The organism is Clostridium mucosae (assembly GCF_024622765.1).
Taxonomy (GTDB): Bacteria; Bacillota; Clostridia; order Clostridiales; family Clostridiaceae; genus Clostridium.
Genome location: NZ_JANKAF010000010.1, coordinates 1 through 15,910, shown reverse-complemented (window position 1 = coordinate 15,910; position 15,910 = coordinate 1). Strand labels below are relative to the sequence as shown.

15 protein-coding genes are annotated in these 15,910 nt (G+C 27.6%); 5 read left to right on the top strand and 10 right to left on the bottom strand.

The window, feature by feature from the left end; translation table 11 throughout:
* Positions 1-217: 217 nt before the first annotated feature.
* Together yabG and NSA50_RS11780 are read right to left on the bottom strand one after the other, a co-directional pair.
* Positions 218-1,108 (bottom strand): sporulation peptidase YabG, encoded by an 891-nt coding sequence (gene yabG / locus NSA50_RS11785; protein ID WP_195265847.1) that lies wholly within the window; start codon positions 1,106-1,108, stop codon positions 218-220.
* 85 nt (positions 1,109-1,193) lie between these two features.
* Complete coding sequence (locus NSA50_RS11780; protein WP_257445316.1) at positions 1,194-2,195, bottom strand: CotS family spore coat protein; 1,002 nt, start codon at positions 2,193-2,195, stop codon at positions 1,194-1,196.
* Between the two features lie 105 nt (positions 2,196-2,300).
* On the opposite strand from NSA50_RS11780, the gene NSA50_RS11775 reads away from it, so the two are divergent.
* Positions 2,301-3,419 carry a glycosyltransferase family 4 protein gene (locus tag NSA50_RS11775; RefSeq protein ID WP_195265842.1) on the top strand — a complete coding sequence of 373 codons (1,119 nt, stop codon included), beginning with the start codon at positions 2,301-2,303 and terminating at the stop codon, positions 3,417-3,419.
* A gap of 54 nt (positions 3,420-3,473) precedes the next feature.
* On the opposite strand, the gene NSA50_RS11770 is transcribed toward NSA50_RS11775, so the two are convergent.
* From NSA50_RS11770 to NSA50_RS11760, 3 genes are read right to left on the bottom strand one after another with little or no spacing between them, the layout of a single operon-like run.
* The gene (locus tag NSA50_RS11770; RefSeq protein WP_195265832.1) at positions 3,474-4,520 is read right to left on the bottom strand and encodes a CotS family spore coat protein; all 1,047 of its coding nucleotides are present in this window, start codon (positions 4,518-4,520) and stop codon (positions 3,474-3,476) included.
* Positions 4,521-4,536: 16 nt separating this feature from the next.
* Positions 4,537-5,289, bottom strand: a complete 753-nt coding sequence (locus tag NSA50_RS11765) for a hypothetical protein (RefSeq protein WP_195265830.1) — start codon at positions 5,287-5,289, stop codon at positions 4,537-4,539.
* A 13-nt stretch (positions 5,290-5,302) separates the two neighbouring features.
* Positions 5,303-6,295 carry a CotS family spore coat protein gene (locus NSA50_RS11760; RefSeq protein WP_257445312.1) on the bottom strand — a complete coding sequence of 331 codons (993 nt, stop codon included), beginning with the start codon at positions 6,293-6,295 and terminating at the stop codon, positions 5,303-5,305.
* 153 nt (positions 6,296-6,448) lie between these two features.
* On the opposite strand from NSA50_RS11760, the gene NSA50_RS11755 reads away from it, so the two are divergent.
* Positions 6,449-7,570 (top strand): glycosyltransferase family 4 protein, encoded by a 1,122-nt coding sequence (locus NSA50_RS11755; protein ID WP_195265826.1) that lies wholly within the window; start codon positions 6,449-6,451, stop codon positions 7,568-7,570.
* Here NSA50_RS11755 and NSA50_RS11750 read toward each other — a convergent pair.
* Complete coding sequence (locus tag NSA50_RS11750) at positions 7,567-8,679, bottom strand: ABC transporter substrate-binding protein (RefSeq protein ID WP_257445309.1); 1,113 nt, start codon at positions 8,677-8,679, stop codon at positions 7,567-7,569. The genes NSA50_RS11755 and NSA50_RS11750 overlap by 4 nt on opposite strands.
* A 131-nt stretch (positions 8,680-8,810) precedes the next feature.
* Between NSA50_RS11750 and NSA50_RS11745 the strand changes: the two genes are divergently transcribed.
* Positions 8,811-9,698 carry a LysR family transcriptional regulator gene (locus tag NSA50_RS11745; protein ID WP_257445307.1) on the top strand — a complete coding sequence of 296 codons (888 nt, stop codon included), beginning with the start codon at positions 8,811-8,813 and terminating at the stop codon, positions 9,696-9,698.
* A gap of 7 nt (positions 9,699-9,705) precedes the next feature.
* Here NSA50_RS11745 and NSA50_RS11740 read toward each other — a convergent pair whose 3' ends face one another.
* The 4 genes from NSA50_RS11740 to NSA50_RS11725 form a co-directional block, all read right to left on the bottom strand.
* Entirely contained in the window at positions 9,706-10,671 is a 966-nt protein-coding gene (locus NSA50_RS11740; RefSeq protein ID WP_257445306.1) for a polyprenyl synthetase family protein, read from the bottom strand.
* Positions 10,672-10,985: 314 nt separating this feature from the next.
* A complete protein-coding gene (locus tag NSA50_RS11735) occupies positions 10,986-11,498 on the bottom strand; it encodes a Gx transporter family protein (RefSeq protein WP_195431173.1) in 513 nt (170 codons plus the stop codon).
* A 9-nt stretch (positions 11,499-11,507) separates the two neighbouring features.
* Positions 11,508-11,888, bottom strand: coding sequence for a NusG domain II-containing protein (locus NSA50_RS11730; protein WP_195265816.1), 381 nt, complete (start codon positions 11,886-11,888; stop codon positions 11,508-11,510).
* Positions 11,889-12,017: 129 nt separating this feature from the next.
* Positions 12,018-13,892: an FAD-dependent oxidoreductase gene (locus NSA50_RS11725; RefSeq protein WP_257445303.1), complete on the bottom strand. Its 1,875-nt coding sequence runs from the start codon at positions 13,890-13,892 to the stop codon at positions 12,018-12,020.
* 316 nt (positions 13,893-14,208) lie between these two features.
* Between NSA50_RS11725 and NSA50_RS11720 the strand changes: the two genes are divergently transcribed.
* Entirely contained in the window at positions 14,209-14,631 is a 423-nt protein-coding gene (locus NSA50_RS11720) for an FMN-binding protein (RefSeq protein WP_195265812.1), read from the top strand.
* A gap of 102 nt (positions 14,632-14,733) precedes the next feature.
* The gene (locus tag NSA50_RS11715) at positions 14,734-15,780 is read left to right on the top strand and encodes an FAD:protein FMN transferase (protein WP_257445300.1); all 1,047 of its coding nucleotides are present in this window, start codon (positions 14,734-14,736) and stop codon (positions 15,778-15,780) included.
* The last annotated feature ends 130 nt before the right edge of the window (positions 15,781-15,910 follow it).

The window sequence follows — 15,910 nt, the reverse complement described above, 5'->3', positions numbered from 1 at the left end:
AAACCCACTTTTTGTCAAGCAAAATTTATATTTTATCACCTTTGATGCAAGTTGTCAATGTAAACTTTTACCTTTTTAGTGATCTTTTATACATTTATTAGTATATCTATCTTTTGTTTTTTTATACATTTTATTTGTATAATTAATAAATAAGTCATATTTTAGTCTAAAAATAAAAACCCACTGCGTTTTCAGTAGATTTTTAATAAATAAATATTTATATATATGGCGATCTTGGGTATCCTTCTCTATATTTCCCTCTTGTTTGTAAACCCCCAATTCCTTTTGTTCCTGTAATTGTATTATCTATAACATCTGTTATCGATACAACCTTATCAATTCTTGTATATGCTATTTTTTCACACACAAATACAGGATCTAGGCAATGGATTAATACCCTATTAGGCGAACTTGCAAAATTAGCCCCTGCATCTAACATACATTCATAACAGCTTTGACATGCTCCTGCAAAAATTACTAATTCATCATAGCTAGAATTATAATTTCTTAAAGCTTTTACTGCCTCTATATAATATCTTGAATTTCTATAATTATCTAGATTCAAATAATCGTCTGTTACTCTTAGAACACTATCATGTCCAGTTAAAACAACTATATCTGGTTTAATTTCTTTAACTAAGTCAACAATTAACTCTGGTTGTTTCCTTTCAGGAATTGCTCTACCTACAGCCTCTAAAGACAACTGCTTATAAACCTTAAGGCACATTTCAAGATACTCACTATCACCATCTATGTGAAGTATTTTTCCCGGCCTACCAAATATCAACTCTTTATTTTGCTGTGCTTTAGAGGACTTACTCCCCCTTGTTAAGTTATTAATCATATTAATAGCTTCTGTATCACCTCTCATTGATACAGCCTTCTTTATAGCTTCATCTACCCTGGTATTTAATATCTTTTCTTTTGCTCCTACATATTGTCCATCCACTTCTTCTAAATCTTCTTTTTTGGAATCAGCTATAATTCTTATACTAATACCTTTTAATACATAAACAGGATTACCATCTTCATCTTCTTTAATATCTATTATTTTGAATGTAATATCCTTATCATATGATTTCCTAACTACTAAATCACCTATCTCCATTTTTCCCTCTTAGTTTATTACTTTATATTATCCTATGTCGAATTTTATTTATTTGTACATAAAAAAAGTGCACATGGCACTTTTTTTAATCTAACTTGTACTCTTTTTTAAATTCTTCTAAAAACTTAAGCATAGCTTCTTGTTCATTTATTATAGATTCAATTTTGTTTCCAAAAGTATTTTGCCCCCAGTTAACTTCATTATAATAATATCTATTAGCTAGTCTCCAATATCTTTGTGGAAATTGTAAATACGCATATAATACCTTGTATTCACTATCTAAAAGTGGTGAAACTTCATTATATGATTCTATAATTGCATTTGCAAAATTTATATCCCAATCAACTCTTTTTAGAACTTTTATCATAAAATTAGAAATATCAAAAGTCCTTATTTCTCTTTTACAGTAATCAAAATCAATTACATTACAATTATTGTTTTCATCTAAAATTATATTATGATATGTGAAGTCATGATGGCAAAAACTTTTATCATTTTCTGCTATTTCACATAAATTCATATATTCTGATTCCTCTAATGTTTTTAAAGCTTTTTTACCTATCTCTTTATAGAATTCCATTGATTTTAAATATAGTAAATCAAAATTATTTTTATTATTTTTCTTTCTTACCATATCTCTCATTTTATCAAAGGACTTTATTCTTTTATTCATAAGGTGAGTCCATCTACCCAAGTCACTCTTTAGCTTAGAATTTTCTGGAGGATCATATCCTTTTGATGCCTCATGCAAGCTAGCAAGAGTTTTTGCTGCTAATTTCACCTCGTCTATGTTATGAAAATCGCATTCTCTACCCTCTATCCATTCAGATAGTGTATAAAGATCTTCATTAACTAGGGCATATGGTTCCCCATCTATGTTTAAAAAATATCTATCAACACCCTTAAAACCATTATTTATTAAATGTTCCTTAGCGCCGTAAACAAATAATAGCTTTTGAGGACCATAATTAATCTTCTTTAAACATCTTTCACCCTTATTAGTCTTTAAATAATATACTCCTTTATTTGCTTTTAAAACCTCAATTTTCACGTCAAATTGTCTTTCTATTTCAAATTCTCTCATCATAACGCTCACCCCCTTTATATTTATATGACTATATGTATTCTTTTATTAACATTTTATTCCTATATTTAATATAATAAATTAAAAACAATGTGAAAGGATTAAATCATGAAGATAGGCATAGATGGCAGAGCTGCAAAATGGTATAGAGGGACTGGAATTGGCACATATACTTATCAACTTATAAATAGTATAAATAAGGTTGATAAACTTAATGACTACTTAGTTTTTCTACCTGAAAATTCAGCTCTAGATTTAAGTGACAATTTCAAAGTTGAATCAGTAAAGGCCACTTCGAATTCTAATTTTTGGGATGAAGTTAGAGTTCCTAACATTTTAAATGATACTAATATAGATATCTACCACGTCCCTCAAAATGGTGTTGGTCTTTCTCAAAACATAAATTGTCATAAAACTATTACTTTGCATGATATAATCCCATTGAGAATGCCAGAAACAGTTAGTGATCGTTATTTATATATATTTAATAATGAACTTCCTAAAATCATAAATGATTGTGATGGTATATTAACCGTTTCTGAATTTTCAAAGCAAGATATATCAAAAGAATTTAATTTTCCTGAGGATAAAATTTTTGTTACACATCTTGCTGCTGAGGATATATATAGACCTTTGAATAAGTGTCAATGCAAAAAAATTATTGAAGAAGAATATGATATAAAAGATGATTTTATTCTTTATGTAGGTGGTTTTAGTCCTAGAAAAAATATAGTGGGCTTAATAGAAGCATTTTCTCTTCTTTCTAGAACTAGAAAAAAAAATCTTAAGCTAGTTATAACAGGTAAAAAAGGAATTTCATATGACATATATAAAAAGAGAACTGTAGATCTTAATATAGAAGATGATGTTATTTTTACCGATTTTATCCCTCTTGAAAAATTACCCATTTTTTATAATGCATCTGAATTATTAGCCTATCCTTCATTCTATGAGGGATTTGGTTTACCTCCATTAGAAGCAATGGCTTGTGGCACCCCAGTTATAGCATCTAACGTGACTTCTCTTCCAGAAATCTGTTATGACTCAGCTTTGCTAATTAATCCTTACGATATAGATGCTCTAAAATCTGGGATAGAAAAAGTTTTATACGATACTGATCTTAAGACAAGGATGATTAATCAAGGACTAATAAACAGTTCCAAGTATTCATGGAATATAACTGCCAAATCAACACTTAAGGCTTATGAAAGAATCACTAACTCTTAATATATCCAAATTAAAAGGACATCAAACCACAAAAATATGATGTCCTTTTATTTATTAATAAAAATATTCACTCATTTCAGTTATAAAATTTTCAATAAAATCTTGTCTATGATTTTCATTACCAATTTTATCTTTTAATCTATTAAAGAAAACTTCATAATCCCATTTCTTTTGTTTATAGTAATAATCTCTTGATATTGTTATAAAATCTTTTGGGAAACTAATAATTGCATATATAAGTTTAATTTCTTGTTTACTTAATTTTTCTATGGAATTATACGAATCTAAAATTAATTTGAACTTATTTAAATCATAGCAACTATTTTTTATTACTTTTATTGAGTAATTTGCTATATCTACTGCTCTAGTATCTATCTTACAGTAATCAAAATCTATTATTTTAACATTATCTCCATCAATAATAAAATTATGGTGTGCTAAATCATTATGACATAGAACCCTTTTATTAAAATCCTCTAGCATTGAATTATATTCACACATAGCCAGAAGTTCTATAGATTTTTGTATTTGATTAATATTACTATCAACATGTTCTAAGAATACTTTATCAAATTCATTTTTATACCTAAACCTTAAAACATACTCCTTAATATTAATTAAATCTTCTTTTGCCTTACTAAATTGGTACGGTAAATATTCTCCTAAATTCCCTTTAACTATTTCTGTACTTAATTTATTAAATATTCCTTTTGATGCATTATGCATATTAGCTATACTTTTAGCACACATTTCAACTTCAACAGGGTTAGTAAATGTTGCTTCTCTTCCTTCTATCATGTTTAATAAAACATAATTATTAGAAGCAAATTTATAAGTTATTTCCCCCTCTTTACTTTCATAATAACTAAGTACACTATCATATTCCTTTGATATATAATTTAAAGCTTCACTGATAAATCTTATTCTTTCTTCGCTTGAGTCAGTAAGCTTTAAAATCTTCTTGCCTTCATTTGTTAATAAAACAAATACTTTTCTCAGAGGTATTATATCCTCAATTTCTAGATTTAATTTTTCAAAAAACTCCTCATTCAAATCATATTGGCATAATATATCTCTATCTACATATCTAAATTTATTCATACTCGAAAATCCCCCATTAAATTATTAAGCATTTACTATCCATATTTTTAGCTTTATATAACAACTCTAAGATTCCATCTTCATTTGTATCTATCTTTTTCAGGATATACCTCTCTAACACTTTAAATTCTTCGTTTGGATATGAACATAAAGCCCTTAAATATTGCTTACTATCGCTTTCCAAATTAGCAATTTCAATATAATAATCTATCACTTCCTCTATGCTAAACTCCATATCCTTCCTTTTAATTTTCTTTATATATGAATATATATCATGTTCCTTAAGATTGTATGTTAAATATTTTATTGTCCCTATAAATATTTTATTATTATCTTCTACAACTAAATTATTTTCATCAACCCTACTTAAGCAAACTTCATAATTTTTCATACTCCTATATATTAATTTTCTGTAATTGTTAGAGTATACATGGCTTAATGCTTTTCTTCCCCTATTCAATAACATTTCTCCATTTCTTATTAAATAGAAATCAATTGAATTTAAGTTACTTTTATTCTCAATTGATTTTATATACTTACCTATTAAAATTATTTGAGAGTTATAATTATCAATTTCTCTGCCTATTGCTGCTCCAATCCTAGGTAATAAATTTTCCTTATATTCACCCATTCTATTATGGAATAAAACTATATTCTCAATTTGATTAAATATATTTTTTATCTTTTGTTCTTTTGTTCTATTTATCTTTCCATTTAATATATAAATATCTCTTTCTTCTAAATATGATTTTAGCTCTAACTTTTGCATCTCATCACCTCTATCAAATAAAGTTATCTACAAACTTTTCTCTTTCATTTCTATCTTTTAAATATTTATTTATCTTATTTAATAAAAACTCTTCTCCCCAAGGCTGCTGTTCCCAATAATATTGTAATCCTATTTGCCAAAACCCTTGTGGAAATCTAATGAACCCTTTTATAATTTTTAACTCTTCTTCATATAAAGAGTGTGTTTTTGAATAACTATTTAATACAAGCTGAGCTTTATCATTACTCCAATTACCATCTTTCATACACCTAATTAACAATGATGCTAAATCATGTATATGAGTGTCTAATAAACAATAATCAAAGTCTATAATATTTAATTCACCATTCGTATCTATTAATACGTTATGATTTGCATAGTCATGATGACAAAAGCCACGCTTAAATACCTCTTTTTCCATAATTTCTGTATATCTATTCATCTTTAATTCTTCTATAGCTCTCTTACCTCTTTCTAATTCTTCATCTATAGCTCTTAAATATACTTCATCAAATTCAGATTTATATGCCTTTTGATAAATTCTTTTCTTAAAATCTAATATTTCATCACATCTAGTTTCAAATACATTTATCCAAGAAAACCAACCTATCCTCGGTCTCATAATATTACTTGTTGTAAATCCCTCACTACATTTATGTAGCTCCCCTAGCTTCTGTGCTGCTAGCTTCAATTCCTCCGAATTCCTATAATCACATTTTTTACAATCGATCCATCTATTTAGATATGCATAACTACTTCCAAGCTTTACATAACCCAAATTTTCATTGGTATTTATTATTTCCGGTATATTATTAAATCCACGTTTTTTTAAATGATTTATTGCTGAAAAAATAAAATAAAAATGAGGAAATTGATATTTAATTACTTTAATACCATACTCCTCATCATCTGTTTTAATTCTATAGCTATTTTTAACTTTTTCTATACTTATTATTTTTAATGGATAATTAGATTCAATTTCTTTTTTTATATATGAAATATCCATAAAATTCTCCTTAATAATTACTCAATGCCATTATATGAAAGTCTATATTTTATTGTGTTTACTATCACATAATTAAATTATTATTAATATTCTGTTATATAAAAAAAAATTAATAATATCTATAAATATATAAGATAATTTAGGAGGATTAGTATGAAAATATCTATAGATGCTAGAGGAATTACCTTATACAATGGTAGTGGTATTGGTACTTATACTGAAAATCTTGTTAGAGAATTGCTTAATATAGATAAAGAAAATGAGTATTCATTATTTTGGACAGGAAAAAATTATGATAGCTATAAAAGAAAAAATAGCCAAATCATCTTCACATCAAGAAGGCATGGTGGATTTTATGAAAATTATTATTTTCCAAACTTTATTAAAAATAATAAAATAGATCTTCATCATATTCCTCAAAACGGAATTGGTCTTTGCGAAAATTATGAAAATAATTGTATAGTCACAATACATGACCTAATTCCATATATTTTACCTGAAACTACTGGTCGAGGATATTTAGAAAGATTTTTAAAAAATATGCCTTCTATAATTGATAACTCTAAAGGAATACTTACAGTCTCTGAATATTCTAAAAAGGATATTTTAAAATTCTTCAATCATATTCCTGAAGAAAAGGTATTCGTTACGCCTTTAGCAGCAAATTCAAATTTCAAACCACTTGATAAAGCTTATTGTAAAAACTACATTAAGGAAAAATTTAACTTCAACAAGCCCTATATACTATACATAGGTGGATTCAGTTTACGTAAAAATGCTAGAGAACTTATTTTAGCTTTTGATAAGATATATAAAGATTTGAATGAGCCCCACATATTACTTTTAGCTGGTTCACTTAAAGATGAAGGAAAGAAGCTTGTTGAACTTGCAAATTCACTACCATCTAATGAAAATATAATATTTACAGGATTTATTGACGATTGTCTTCTTCCAACTTTATATAATGGAGCTGAAGCTTTTGTTTACCCTTCTTTCTATGAAGGGTTTGGTCTTCCTCCTTTAGAAGCAATGAGTTGTATGACTCCAGTTATAACCTCTAATATAACATCAATTCCTGAGGTTACTGGTGATTCATGTATATTAATAGATCCTTCTAGCAGAACAGAGCTAGAAGAATCTCTATTAAATTTATTAAATGATAATAATTTAAAAGAGGAATTATCAAAAAAAGGGTATAAAAGAAGTCTCCAATTTTCTTGGAGACAAACTGCTATTAAAACATTGGAAGCTTATAGGGAAATCGCTAAGCTCTAATTATATAAGTTGTATATTATTTCATTAAATTTATCATAATTTTTTATTTCTGGAGCCCTTTCAACTATATTACTTAATATTAGGAAAGGGCTGCTTCCTTCTAATTTCTCACATTCTTTACTTATGTACTTCGTTCTTAAAGAGTATAAAGAACTAGGTACAAAGTTACACTCAAACATTTCCTTTGATAATAACTCCTTGTTAGTTGACGCATATGAAATGAAACTCTTTATTACTTCCTTATTATCTTCAATATTTAAAGCTACTAAGTTTTCACCACCTATATCATAAAATTTATTTTCACCTATATTAAAACTTGGTGGATTTTTACACTCCCAAACTCCATCTATAGCTTGGTTAATTAATTCTGAATAAAAATCTATAGATGAAATTCTACAAAGATAATTATTGTCATTTATAAAAGATTCATTATATATTGAATTTATGATATCGTTAATCTCATTATTTTCGTAGTTTTTCTCTTCATAATCAACCAATTGTGCAGATAACAAAAGTCTTATATTTTCTTTATCTTGGCTAGAAAATATATTTATATCTCCATTACTCTTAGTATAAATATCTTTACCAATATCGATTAAATTTCCCCAGGTATTAATGTCCTCAACCTTATATCCAAACTTTTTTAGAATATCACTTCTTAGATATAAAGCTATTGGATTAGATGTAAAAGGGATTGCATAATAATTATCATTTATTTTTACTTCTTCTAGTCTAGTATTATTAAAATTTTTATTATATGTATCAATTATTTCTTTATTCTCATTGGTGAAATTTATTCTATCTCTTATTATATTTAACTCATTAAAATCTAAATGAACTATATTAGGTAATTCATTTGGAGAGGTATTTATTATTTTATATAGATAATCTTCTTTTTTTACACTTACGATTTTGATGCTAACCTTTTTATTATTTTCCTCAAACTCTTTTGCAATAGAAGTAAAATATGAATAATATTTATCTTCAACCCATATGCTTATATTTCCTTTTATTGTATGATCATTTGTGTTAATTACTAGCTTATTTACCATCAATACAGTAAATATAATTATTATTAGATATATCAACAGCCTTCTTTTAATTTTCATCCTAATCACATCCTAATATATAATTAATAATACAGCATAACTCTAGCTTCAATAGTCTCAAATAACTTTGCTTTTTAATAATTATTATACTATAATAATTAAATATATAAAATATTAGATAGGAGATTGTTATGCATATAGATAGTTTAAATTATTTTTTTCAAGTTGCTAACTCAAAAAGTATTTCTACTGTAGCCAAAAATGCACATATATCACAATCTGCACTAAGCCAACAAATATTAAAATTAGAAAACAATCTAAATGTAAAATTATTAAATAGAAGTAATAAAGGTGTTAGCCTGACTCCTGAAGGAGAAATTTTATTCAAGTATTGTGAATCTATACTTAGTGCTTATAATAAAATGCAAGAGGAACTATTGAATTCTATCAATAAAAAGAAGTACATATCAATTGAAGCTGTAGAATCAATTAGCCTAACTATTTTACCTGTTATCATATCAAAATTAAAAAAGGTATATAGTTCCTATACAATAAATCTTAATACTATAGAATGTTGTACAAATACGAACTTACTAAATAATATATGTGATATCTATATATGCTATAAAAAACCTGAAGAGCATGAAGGAATTGTTACAAAACAAATAGGATCCGATGAAATCGTTTTTATATCTGACGCTAATTTTCCAATAAACACTATAACAAAAGATCAGCTATTTGATTTGCCTATAATATTTACTTCAGATGAAACTTGCTTAAAACAATCATTATCTTCAGCTTTAAATTGCACTGAAAAAAATCTAGATAATTTAAATATACTATATAGTACTAATTCATATTTTTCAGCATTAAACGGAGTCTTATCTAGTAAAGCCGTTACTTTTGTTCCAATGAGCATATATAATAATTACTGCTCAACAACTAACATAAAAAGAATACAAATTGAGAATTTTTCTATTTCACTTCCTTTATACATAAATTATTTAAATTCATTTTATAAAATAAATTCTGAATTTATAAAATCACTAAAAAATATGTTAAAGGGCTACTTAATTTAGTAACCCTTTAATATGTTCTAAGTAATAGCCATTCTGCTATTTCCTTCAATATATTTTTATATTCATTATTAGGAAGCTTATCAATTCCTTTAAAACATTTTTTCATGTATTTTTCAGCCAACTCTTTAGCCATTTTTATTCCATCGTTTTCCTTTACTAAGTTCACTATATTACTTATTTCATCTTCAGTATAAAAGTCTTTTCCTAAAATATCATTAAATACTGCTTTATTATTTTTATATGCATAAATTAACGGAATAGTATATATTCCTTGCTTTAAATCATTTGCTGCAGACTTTTTAATACTCTTATCATTTCCTTCATAATCTAAGATATCATCTATTATCTGAAAAGCCATACCTAAATTATGTCCTATTTTTCCAAGTTCCTTACTAATCTTATCATCAGCATTACATTCTGCTGCTCCTAAATATAATGAAATAGAAAATAATTCTGCAGTTTTTCCTGAAATTCTACTTAAATAATCTTTTACAGATAAATTCATAGAAAATCTAGAATTCAGTTGATTTACTTCCCCCATACAAATTTTTGACATTGCTCTTGAATCTACTTTTATAGCTTGTAGCGAATTATTGGTAGCTAAAATTTTAAAGCATACGCAGAAAAGATAATCACCTATATATACAGCATAATCCTTTCCATATTTAGATTGGATAGTTTCTTGCCCTCTTCTAAGTTTTGAATCATCTATTACATCATCATGTACCAATGTCGCCATATGTAACATTTCAATCACCGCTGCAGTTGGAATAGATTTCTCTATATCATTGTCACCAAATTTTGATCCTATTAAAACAAAAGCAGGCCTTAATAACTTACCACCTGATTCTATCAATTCTATTATAGAGTTTTCAATTCTCTTGTCCTTGCATCTAACATTCTTTTTCATTAAGTCTAATACACCAACAAGCTCTTGTTTTATTTGAGGATAATTATTCCAAATATTGTCCATTAAAATCCACCTTCTTAGTGATAGTCTAAATCATAGACTTAGTATTTTCACCTTGTCAATATAGTTTTACATATAATCTATATAGCTAATAATATTATTACTAACTAATTAACCTATTTAAACAAAACATCAAATCTAAGTTCTATAGTGCTTAATTTCTTATATAAATTTCTAAATTCTAGTCTTACTTAAATATCATCAATTTCCTATAGATTTTTTTATAAAAAATATTATTTATATCTTCTATATTTTTTATTTTTAAACTTAAATTTAAAATATATTTTTAAATTCACCTTATATAATTTCATTTACTACTATCTAAACATTGGTAACTTCTTTAAGTGTGCCACAATATAATTTGCAGCTATTCCAATAAAAATACCTGTAACTATACCCACAGTAGATAATATAGGCAAATATAGCATAACTCCTATATTTTTAACTATTAGAGACGCAATTATTAATTGCCCAACATTATGAAATATTGCTCCTGACGAACTTACACCTATAATACTAACTTTATCCTTAAATAAGTCCTTTACGATACTCATTGCACCAAAGCTTAAGATTCCTCCAGCCGCACTATACATAAATGATGATAAGTTTCCTCCAAACATAGTTCCTAAGGTAAGTCTCAAAAATAATACTAAAAAAGCATCTTTTTTACTATCTAAGGTATATAAAGCAATAACAGTAATTAAGTTGGCCAATCCTAATTTAGCACCTGGTGTTACAAAAGGTACAGGGATCATTCGCTCAATAATATGTAAAACTAAGGCCTGAGCTACTAATAATCCTATATATACAATTCTATTAGTTTTTTTCATAGCTCCTCCTTAATGTGATAGTATAATATCATCATCTATCTTCCCTTTTATTTCTACCATAACCTTATGCGGAAGACATACTAAACTTTGTCCTGGTTTTTCTATATATTCAGGATTCATACAAACTTTATCAGGACAGTCTGCCTCAATTATACCTATTTTATTATCCCTTATCTTTATAACATTAATCCCATCTTTAGTTTTTACTTCAATTGTTTCTTCACCCTTATGTTCAGATAAAGGTATTGTCTTGTATATTCTTCCTGAAACTGTTATTTCTGCATATGTATTATTGTAACCCTTACCTACCGATGCACCTAAAATAATTTCTGGAAGAAAGGATAATAACATTAGTACTGCTATTATAACAAAATCTAACTTCTTAAACATAACCTGATCATCTCCATTATAATACAATTGGATGAATTTGTAATATAGTTCTATATGTTATAAGGTAGAGTAAAAACTCTACCTTATAAAATTATTATTAAATATTATAATACTTTACTCTATTGATTTCTATACATTTTTGTACATTGGTTTTTTCTTACCATGCCAGAAATTATCTGCAAGCCTTGTAATCCACGGCATTATATAATAATCTAAGCCAAATGTTCTACCTGCACCACCCATTAATGCAATTGAACCAAAGAAGTACCATAAAATATCCCAACCAGCCATAGCACATAAAATAAAGTTTAATACCATACCTGCTGAAACTGCACTAAATATGAATGTAAATAATCCTGCTATTAAACATAATCCCATTCCTATTTCTATTAATACAACTATTCTTTGGAACCATACAGCAACTTCTGGGTTTGGCATCATTATTTGCATTATTGCTGAGTACCACCCTGGAACTTCCTTAAGAATTGGTGTTGCAAATTCTGTTGCTGTTTCTGTACTTGCTGATGCACCTGAAGTAGCTTGTTGTAACCATTCAAATGGCATTTTAATATTTCCAGCTTTAGTCCAACTATCAGAACCTATAGTTATATTCTTAAAGAAATCACCTATACTATCAGCTTTCCACATAGATTCCCATGTGCTTTCACCTAATAATTTCTTTAATCCTTCAATTAACCATAAACATCCTATATATAATCTTAGAGGAACTAACCATAATCTATTTGCCTTAGATGATAAATGACCTCTCATTATTGATCTTCTATCTTCCATAGCAAAGAATTCATGTTGTAAATAGCTATATATTGCATGGACATCATTTACACCAAATAAATAATGGATATTAACTAAATGTTTCATTATCATAGCAAAGAATCCTGATAACTTAAGTCCCATTAAGTTTGCAACGCAATATCTACCACCAATTGAAACCATAAATCCATGATATTTTCCTTGGAACTTTTGCATTTCTTTATTTTCAATTGAAGCAACTATATTTTTAACAACTGTGTCTGCTGTTTGAACTGCAGCTTCAACTATTTGAGGAGTTCCCTTTCCAGCTTCTTCTTCAAAATAAGCCATATCTCCAACTACAAATACGTCTTTCTTTCCAACAGCTTGCATGAATTCATTTGTTTGTAATCTTCCAGCTCTAGCTGTATCTAATCCATATTCTTTAGCATCTTGATTTGCTTGTATTCCACAAGTCCATATTAAAGTTCTTGTATTGATTTCTTCACCACTCTTAAGCACTATCTTATTCTCAGTAACTTCAACTATTGGCGAATTCTTTAATATTTCCATTCCATGCTTAACCATGTATTTTTCTGCTTTATCAGCTTGTTTTCTATCTAACATATTTAAGATAGTTCCCATAGCTTCAACTACTTTTAAAGTAACTTCACTTTCATCAACATTATACTCTCTTGCTAATCTAGTCTTCCACTCTAAAAGTTCTCCAGCCATTTCTATTCCTGTAAATCCAGATCCAGCTACTATAAATGTAAGCATTTCTTTTCTCTTAGCAGCATTTCTTTCTAGACTTGCTTTAGCAAACATGTCTTGTATATGCTTTCTTATCTTTAACGCATCTTCAAATGACCATAAAGTAAATCCATTTTCTTTTACTCCTGGAACTCCAAAGAATGCAGGTTCACTACCTGTACCGATTACTAAGTAATCATATGAGTATTCTCCGTATGTAGTCTTTACAACTTTATTATCAGTATCAACTTTTTCTATAAAATCTGTAACTACATTAACCTTTGATTTACCAAAAATCTTGCATAATTCCACTTGAACTGATTCAGGGTGAACTCTTCCCCCTGCAACTTCATGTAATTCTGTCATTAAAGTATGATATGGATTTCTATCTATTAATGTAATTTCCACATCATTGTTTTTCTTATATTTCTTCGCTAGCTTCTTAGCAGTATGTACACCACCATATCCAGCGCCAAGAACAAGTATCTTATTTTTTGACATGTTGCACCCATCCCTTCATTTAAATAATTATAAAATAGCATATTTAATTCTATACACTATTTTATAATATGTCCATATATCCATAATTATTTTTTGTTGTTTTTTTAACAATTTTTTTACCCTTAATTTAGGTATTTTTTTATATATCCCCTTTAAATACAAGGCTTTTACCTAATTGTTATTTTTTTAACACCATCACTTATACTTATACATCATAAGCAAATCGAATACCAAAACAATATATTTTTGTGTATAATTATCTAGTAATTGAAGAGATTCAATGGAAAAATTAAATAAGTTTGAGGGGGATTTTTTTATGAAATCAAGAAGAGTTATAAGCTTATTAGCAGTTGCTGCATTAGCTACTACTGTATTTGTAGGATGCGGAAATAAAGAAGAAGCTAAGGAATCTGGATTAAAAGACGGAAATTATTCAGCTAAAGGCGAAAAAGATGAAAGAGGATATCAAGCATCTATCGAAATAGAAGTTAAAGATGGAAAAATCGCTACAGTTAAATATGATGAAGTTGGCGAAAAAGGTAGTAAGTTAGACGATGCTGAATACAACACAAACATGAAAGCAAAAAGCGGTACTAACCCTGAAGAAGCTTTCCCAAAATTACAAGATGCTTTAGTTGAAAAGCAAGATGTTGCTTCTATAGATGTAGTTACTGGAGCTACTAAAACTACAGATTCTTTCAAAACTTTAGCAGAAAAAGCTTTATCAGATGCTAAATAATATTTTTAATATTAGACTTTAGGTTTTTTACCTAAAGTCTTTTGTTATTTTTGAGATTTTTAATTATAATAGATAATGACATATTATTTAGGAGGAATATCTATGAAGAAAAAATATTTAAATTATTTCACCATATCCATCTTGTTAATTTTTTCTCTTACAATTTTATCCGGTTGTTCAAAAGATAACAAAGTTGCTGAACCCCTCACTAGAACTGAACTTCTAATGGGAACAGTAGTTAGCGTAACCCTTTACGATAGCAATGATGAAAGCATATTAGATAATGTATTTAAAAAAGTCAAGGAACTAGAATCTACTTTAAGTATTAATGAAAATGGTACATTAGTTGATAAAATAAATGAATCTGCAGGAATTGAACCAGTAAAAGTAGATTATGATACATATACAGTCATAAAAAAAGGATTAGAATATGCTAAACTTTCAAATGGTCTATTTGACATTTCAGTTGGTCCAATAGTTAAACTTTGGAATATTGGTCTACCTGAAGCAAAAGTGCCAACTCAAGAAGAAATAGATTCCAAAATTCCATTGGTAGGGTATTCCGATGTTGAACTTAATGAAGAAGAAAGTACTGTATTTCTAAAAAAACACGGAATGATGATAGACCTTGGTGGCGTAGCAAAAGGATATACTGCGGATGTTATTTCAGATATGCTTACTGAAGAAGGCGTTAAAAGCGCTATAATAGATTTAGGTGGCAATATATTCGCTCACGGAACAAAAGTTGATGGCAGCACTTGGAGAATAGGAATACAAAATCCATTTTCTGATCGTGGAGATATAATTGGTACAATCACTGTAAAGAATAAATCAATAGTAACTTCTGGAATATATGAGAGATATATCGAAAAAGATGGAATCAAATATCATCATATATTAAGTCCCAAAACTGGATATCCTTATGAAAATGAAATTGTTGGAATAACAATAATAAGTGATAAGTCTTCAGATGGAGATGCCTTATCAACTTCTGTTTTTGCTATGGGTGTTGAAGAAGGTATGAAATTTGTTAATACTCAAGAAGGTATAGATGCTATTTTTGTTACTAAAGATAATCAAATTTACATAACAGATGGAATTAGAGATATATTTAAATTAACAAATACAGATTTCAAATTATCAAACTAGTAAAAAAGGGGCTGTTGCAAAAGCAACTAGCCGAATAAATGGGAAAAGGTGGATTCAATAGAATCCACCTTTTTTGCATAAACTTAAATCATGAAACTATTCAGTTTATACAATACTAATCAACAATTAG

What these genes read in the sequence shown, in the direction of transcription:
- NSA50_RS11715 (WP_257445300.1), top strand. Translation starts at nt 14,734, where the DNA reads ATGAAGAAAAAATATTTAAATTATTTCACCATATCCATCTTGTTAATT.
- yabG (WP_195265847.1), bottom strand. Translation starts at nt 1,108, where the DNA reads ATGGAGATAGGTGATTTAGTAGTTAGGAAATCATATGATAAGGATATT.
- NSA50_RS11770 (WP_195265832.1), bottom strand. Translation starts at nt 4,520, where the DNA reads ATGAATAAATTTAGATATGTAGATAGAGATATATTATGCCAATATGAT.
- NSA50_RS11745 (WP_257445307.1), top strand. Translation starts at nt 8,811, where the DNA reads ATGCATATAGATAGTTTAAATTATTTTTTTCAAGTTGCTAACTCAAAA.
- NSA50_RS11740 (WP_257445306.1), bottom strand. Translation starts at nt 10,671, where the DNA reads ATGGACAATATTTGGAATAATTATCCTCAAATAAAACAAGAGCTTGTT.
- NSA50_RS11735 (WP_195431173.1), bottom strand. Translation starts at nt 11,498, where the DNA reads ATGAAAAAAACTAATAGAATTGTATATATAGGATTATTAGTAGCTCAG.
- NSA50_RS11730 (WP_195265816.1), bottom strand. Translation starts at nt 11,888, where the DNA reads ATGTTTAAGAAGTTAGATTTTGTTATAATAGCAGTACTAATGTTATTA.
- NSA50_RS11755 (WP_195265826.1), top strand. Translation starts at nt 6,449, where the DNA reads ATGAAAATATCTATAGATGCTAGAGGAATTACCTTATACAATGGTAGT.
- NSA50_RS11750 (WP_257445309.1), bottom strand. Translation starts at nt 8,679, where the DNA reads ATGAAAATTAAAAGAAGGCTGTTGATATATCTAATAATAATTATATTT.
- NSA50_RS11765 (WP_195265830.1), bottom strand. Translation starts at nt 5,289, where the DNA reads ATGCAAAAGTTAGAGCTAAAATCATATTTAGAAGAAAGAGATATTTAT.
- NSA50_RS11775 (WP_195265842.1), top strand. Translation starts at nt 2,301, where the DNA reads ATGAAGATAGGCATAGATGGCAGAGCTGCAAAATGGTATAGAGGGACT.
- NSA50_RS11725 (WP_257445303.1), bottom strand. Translation starts at nt 13,892, where the DNA reads ATGTCAAAAAATAAGATACTTGTTCTTGGCGCTGGATATGGTGGTGTA.
- NSA50_RS11760 (WP_257445312.1), bottom strand. Translation starts at nt 6,295, where the DNA reads ATGGATATTTCATATATAAAAAAAGAAATTGAATCTAATTATCCATTA.
- NSA50_RS11720 (WP_195265812.1), top strand. Translation starts at nt 14,209, where the DNA reads ATGAAATCAAGAAGAGTTATAAGCTTATTAGCAGTTGCTGCATTAGCT.
- NSA50_RS11780 (WP_257445316.1), bottom strand. Translation starts at nt 2,195, where the DNA reads ATGATGAGAGAATTTGAAATAGAAAGACAATTTGACGTGAAAATTGAG.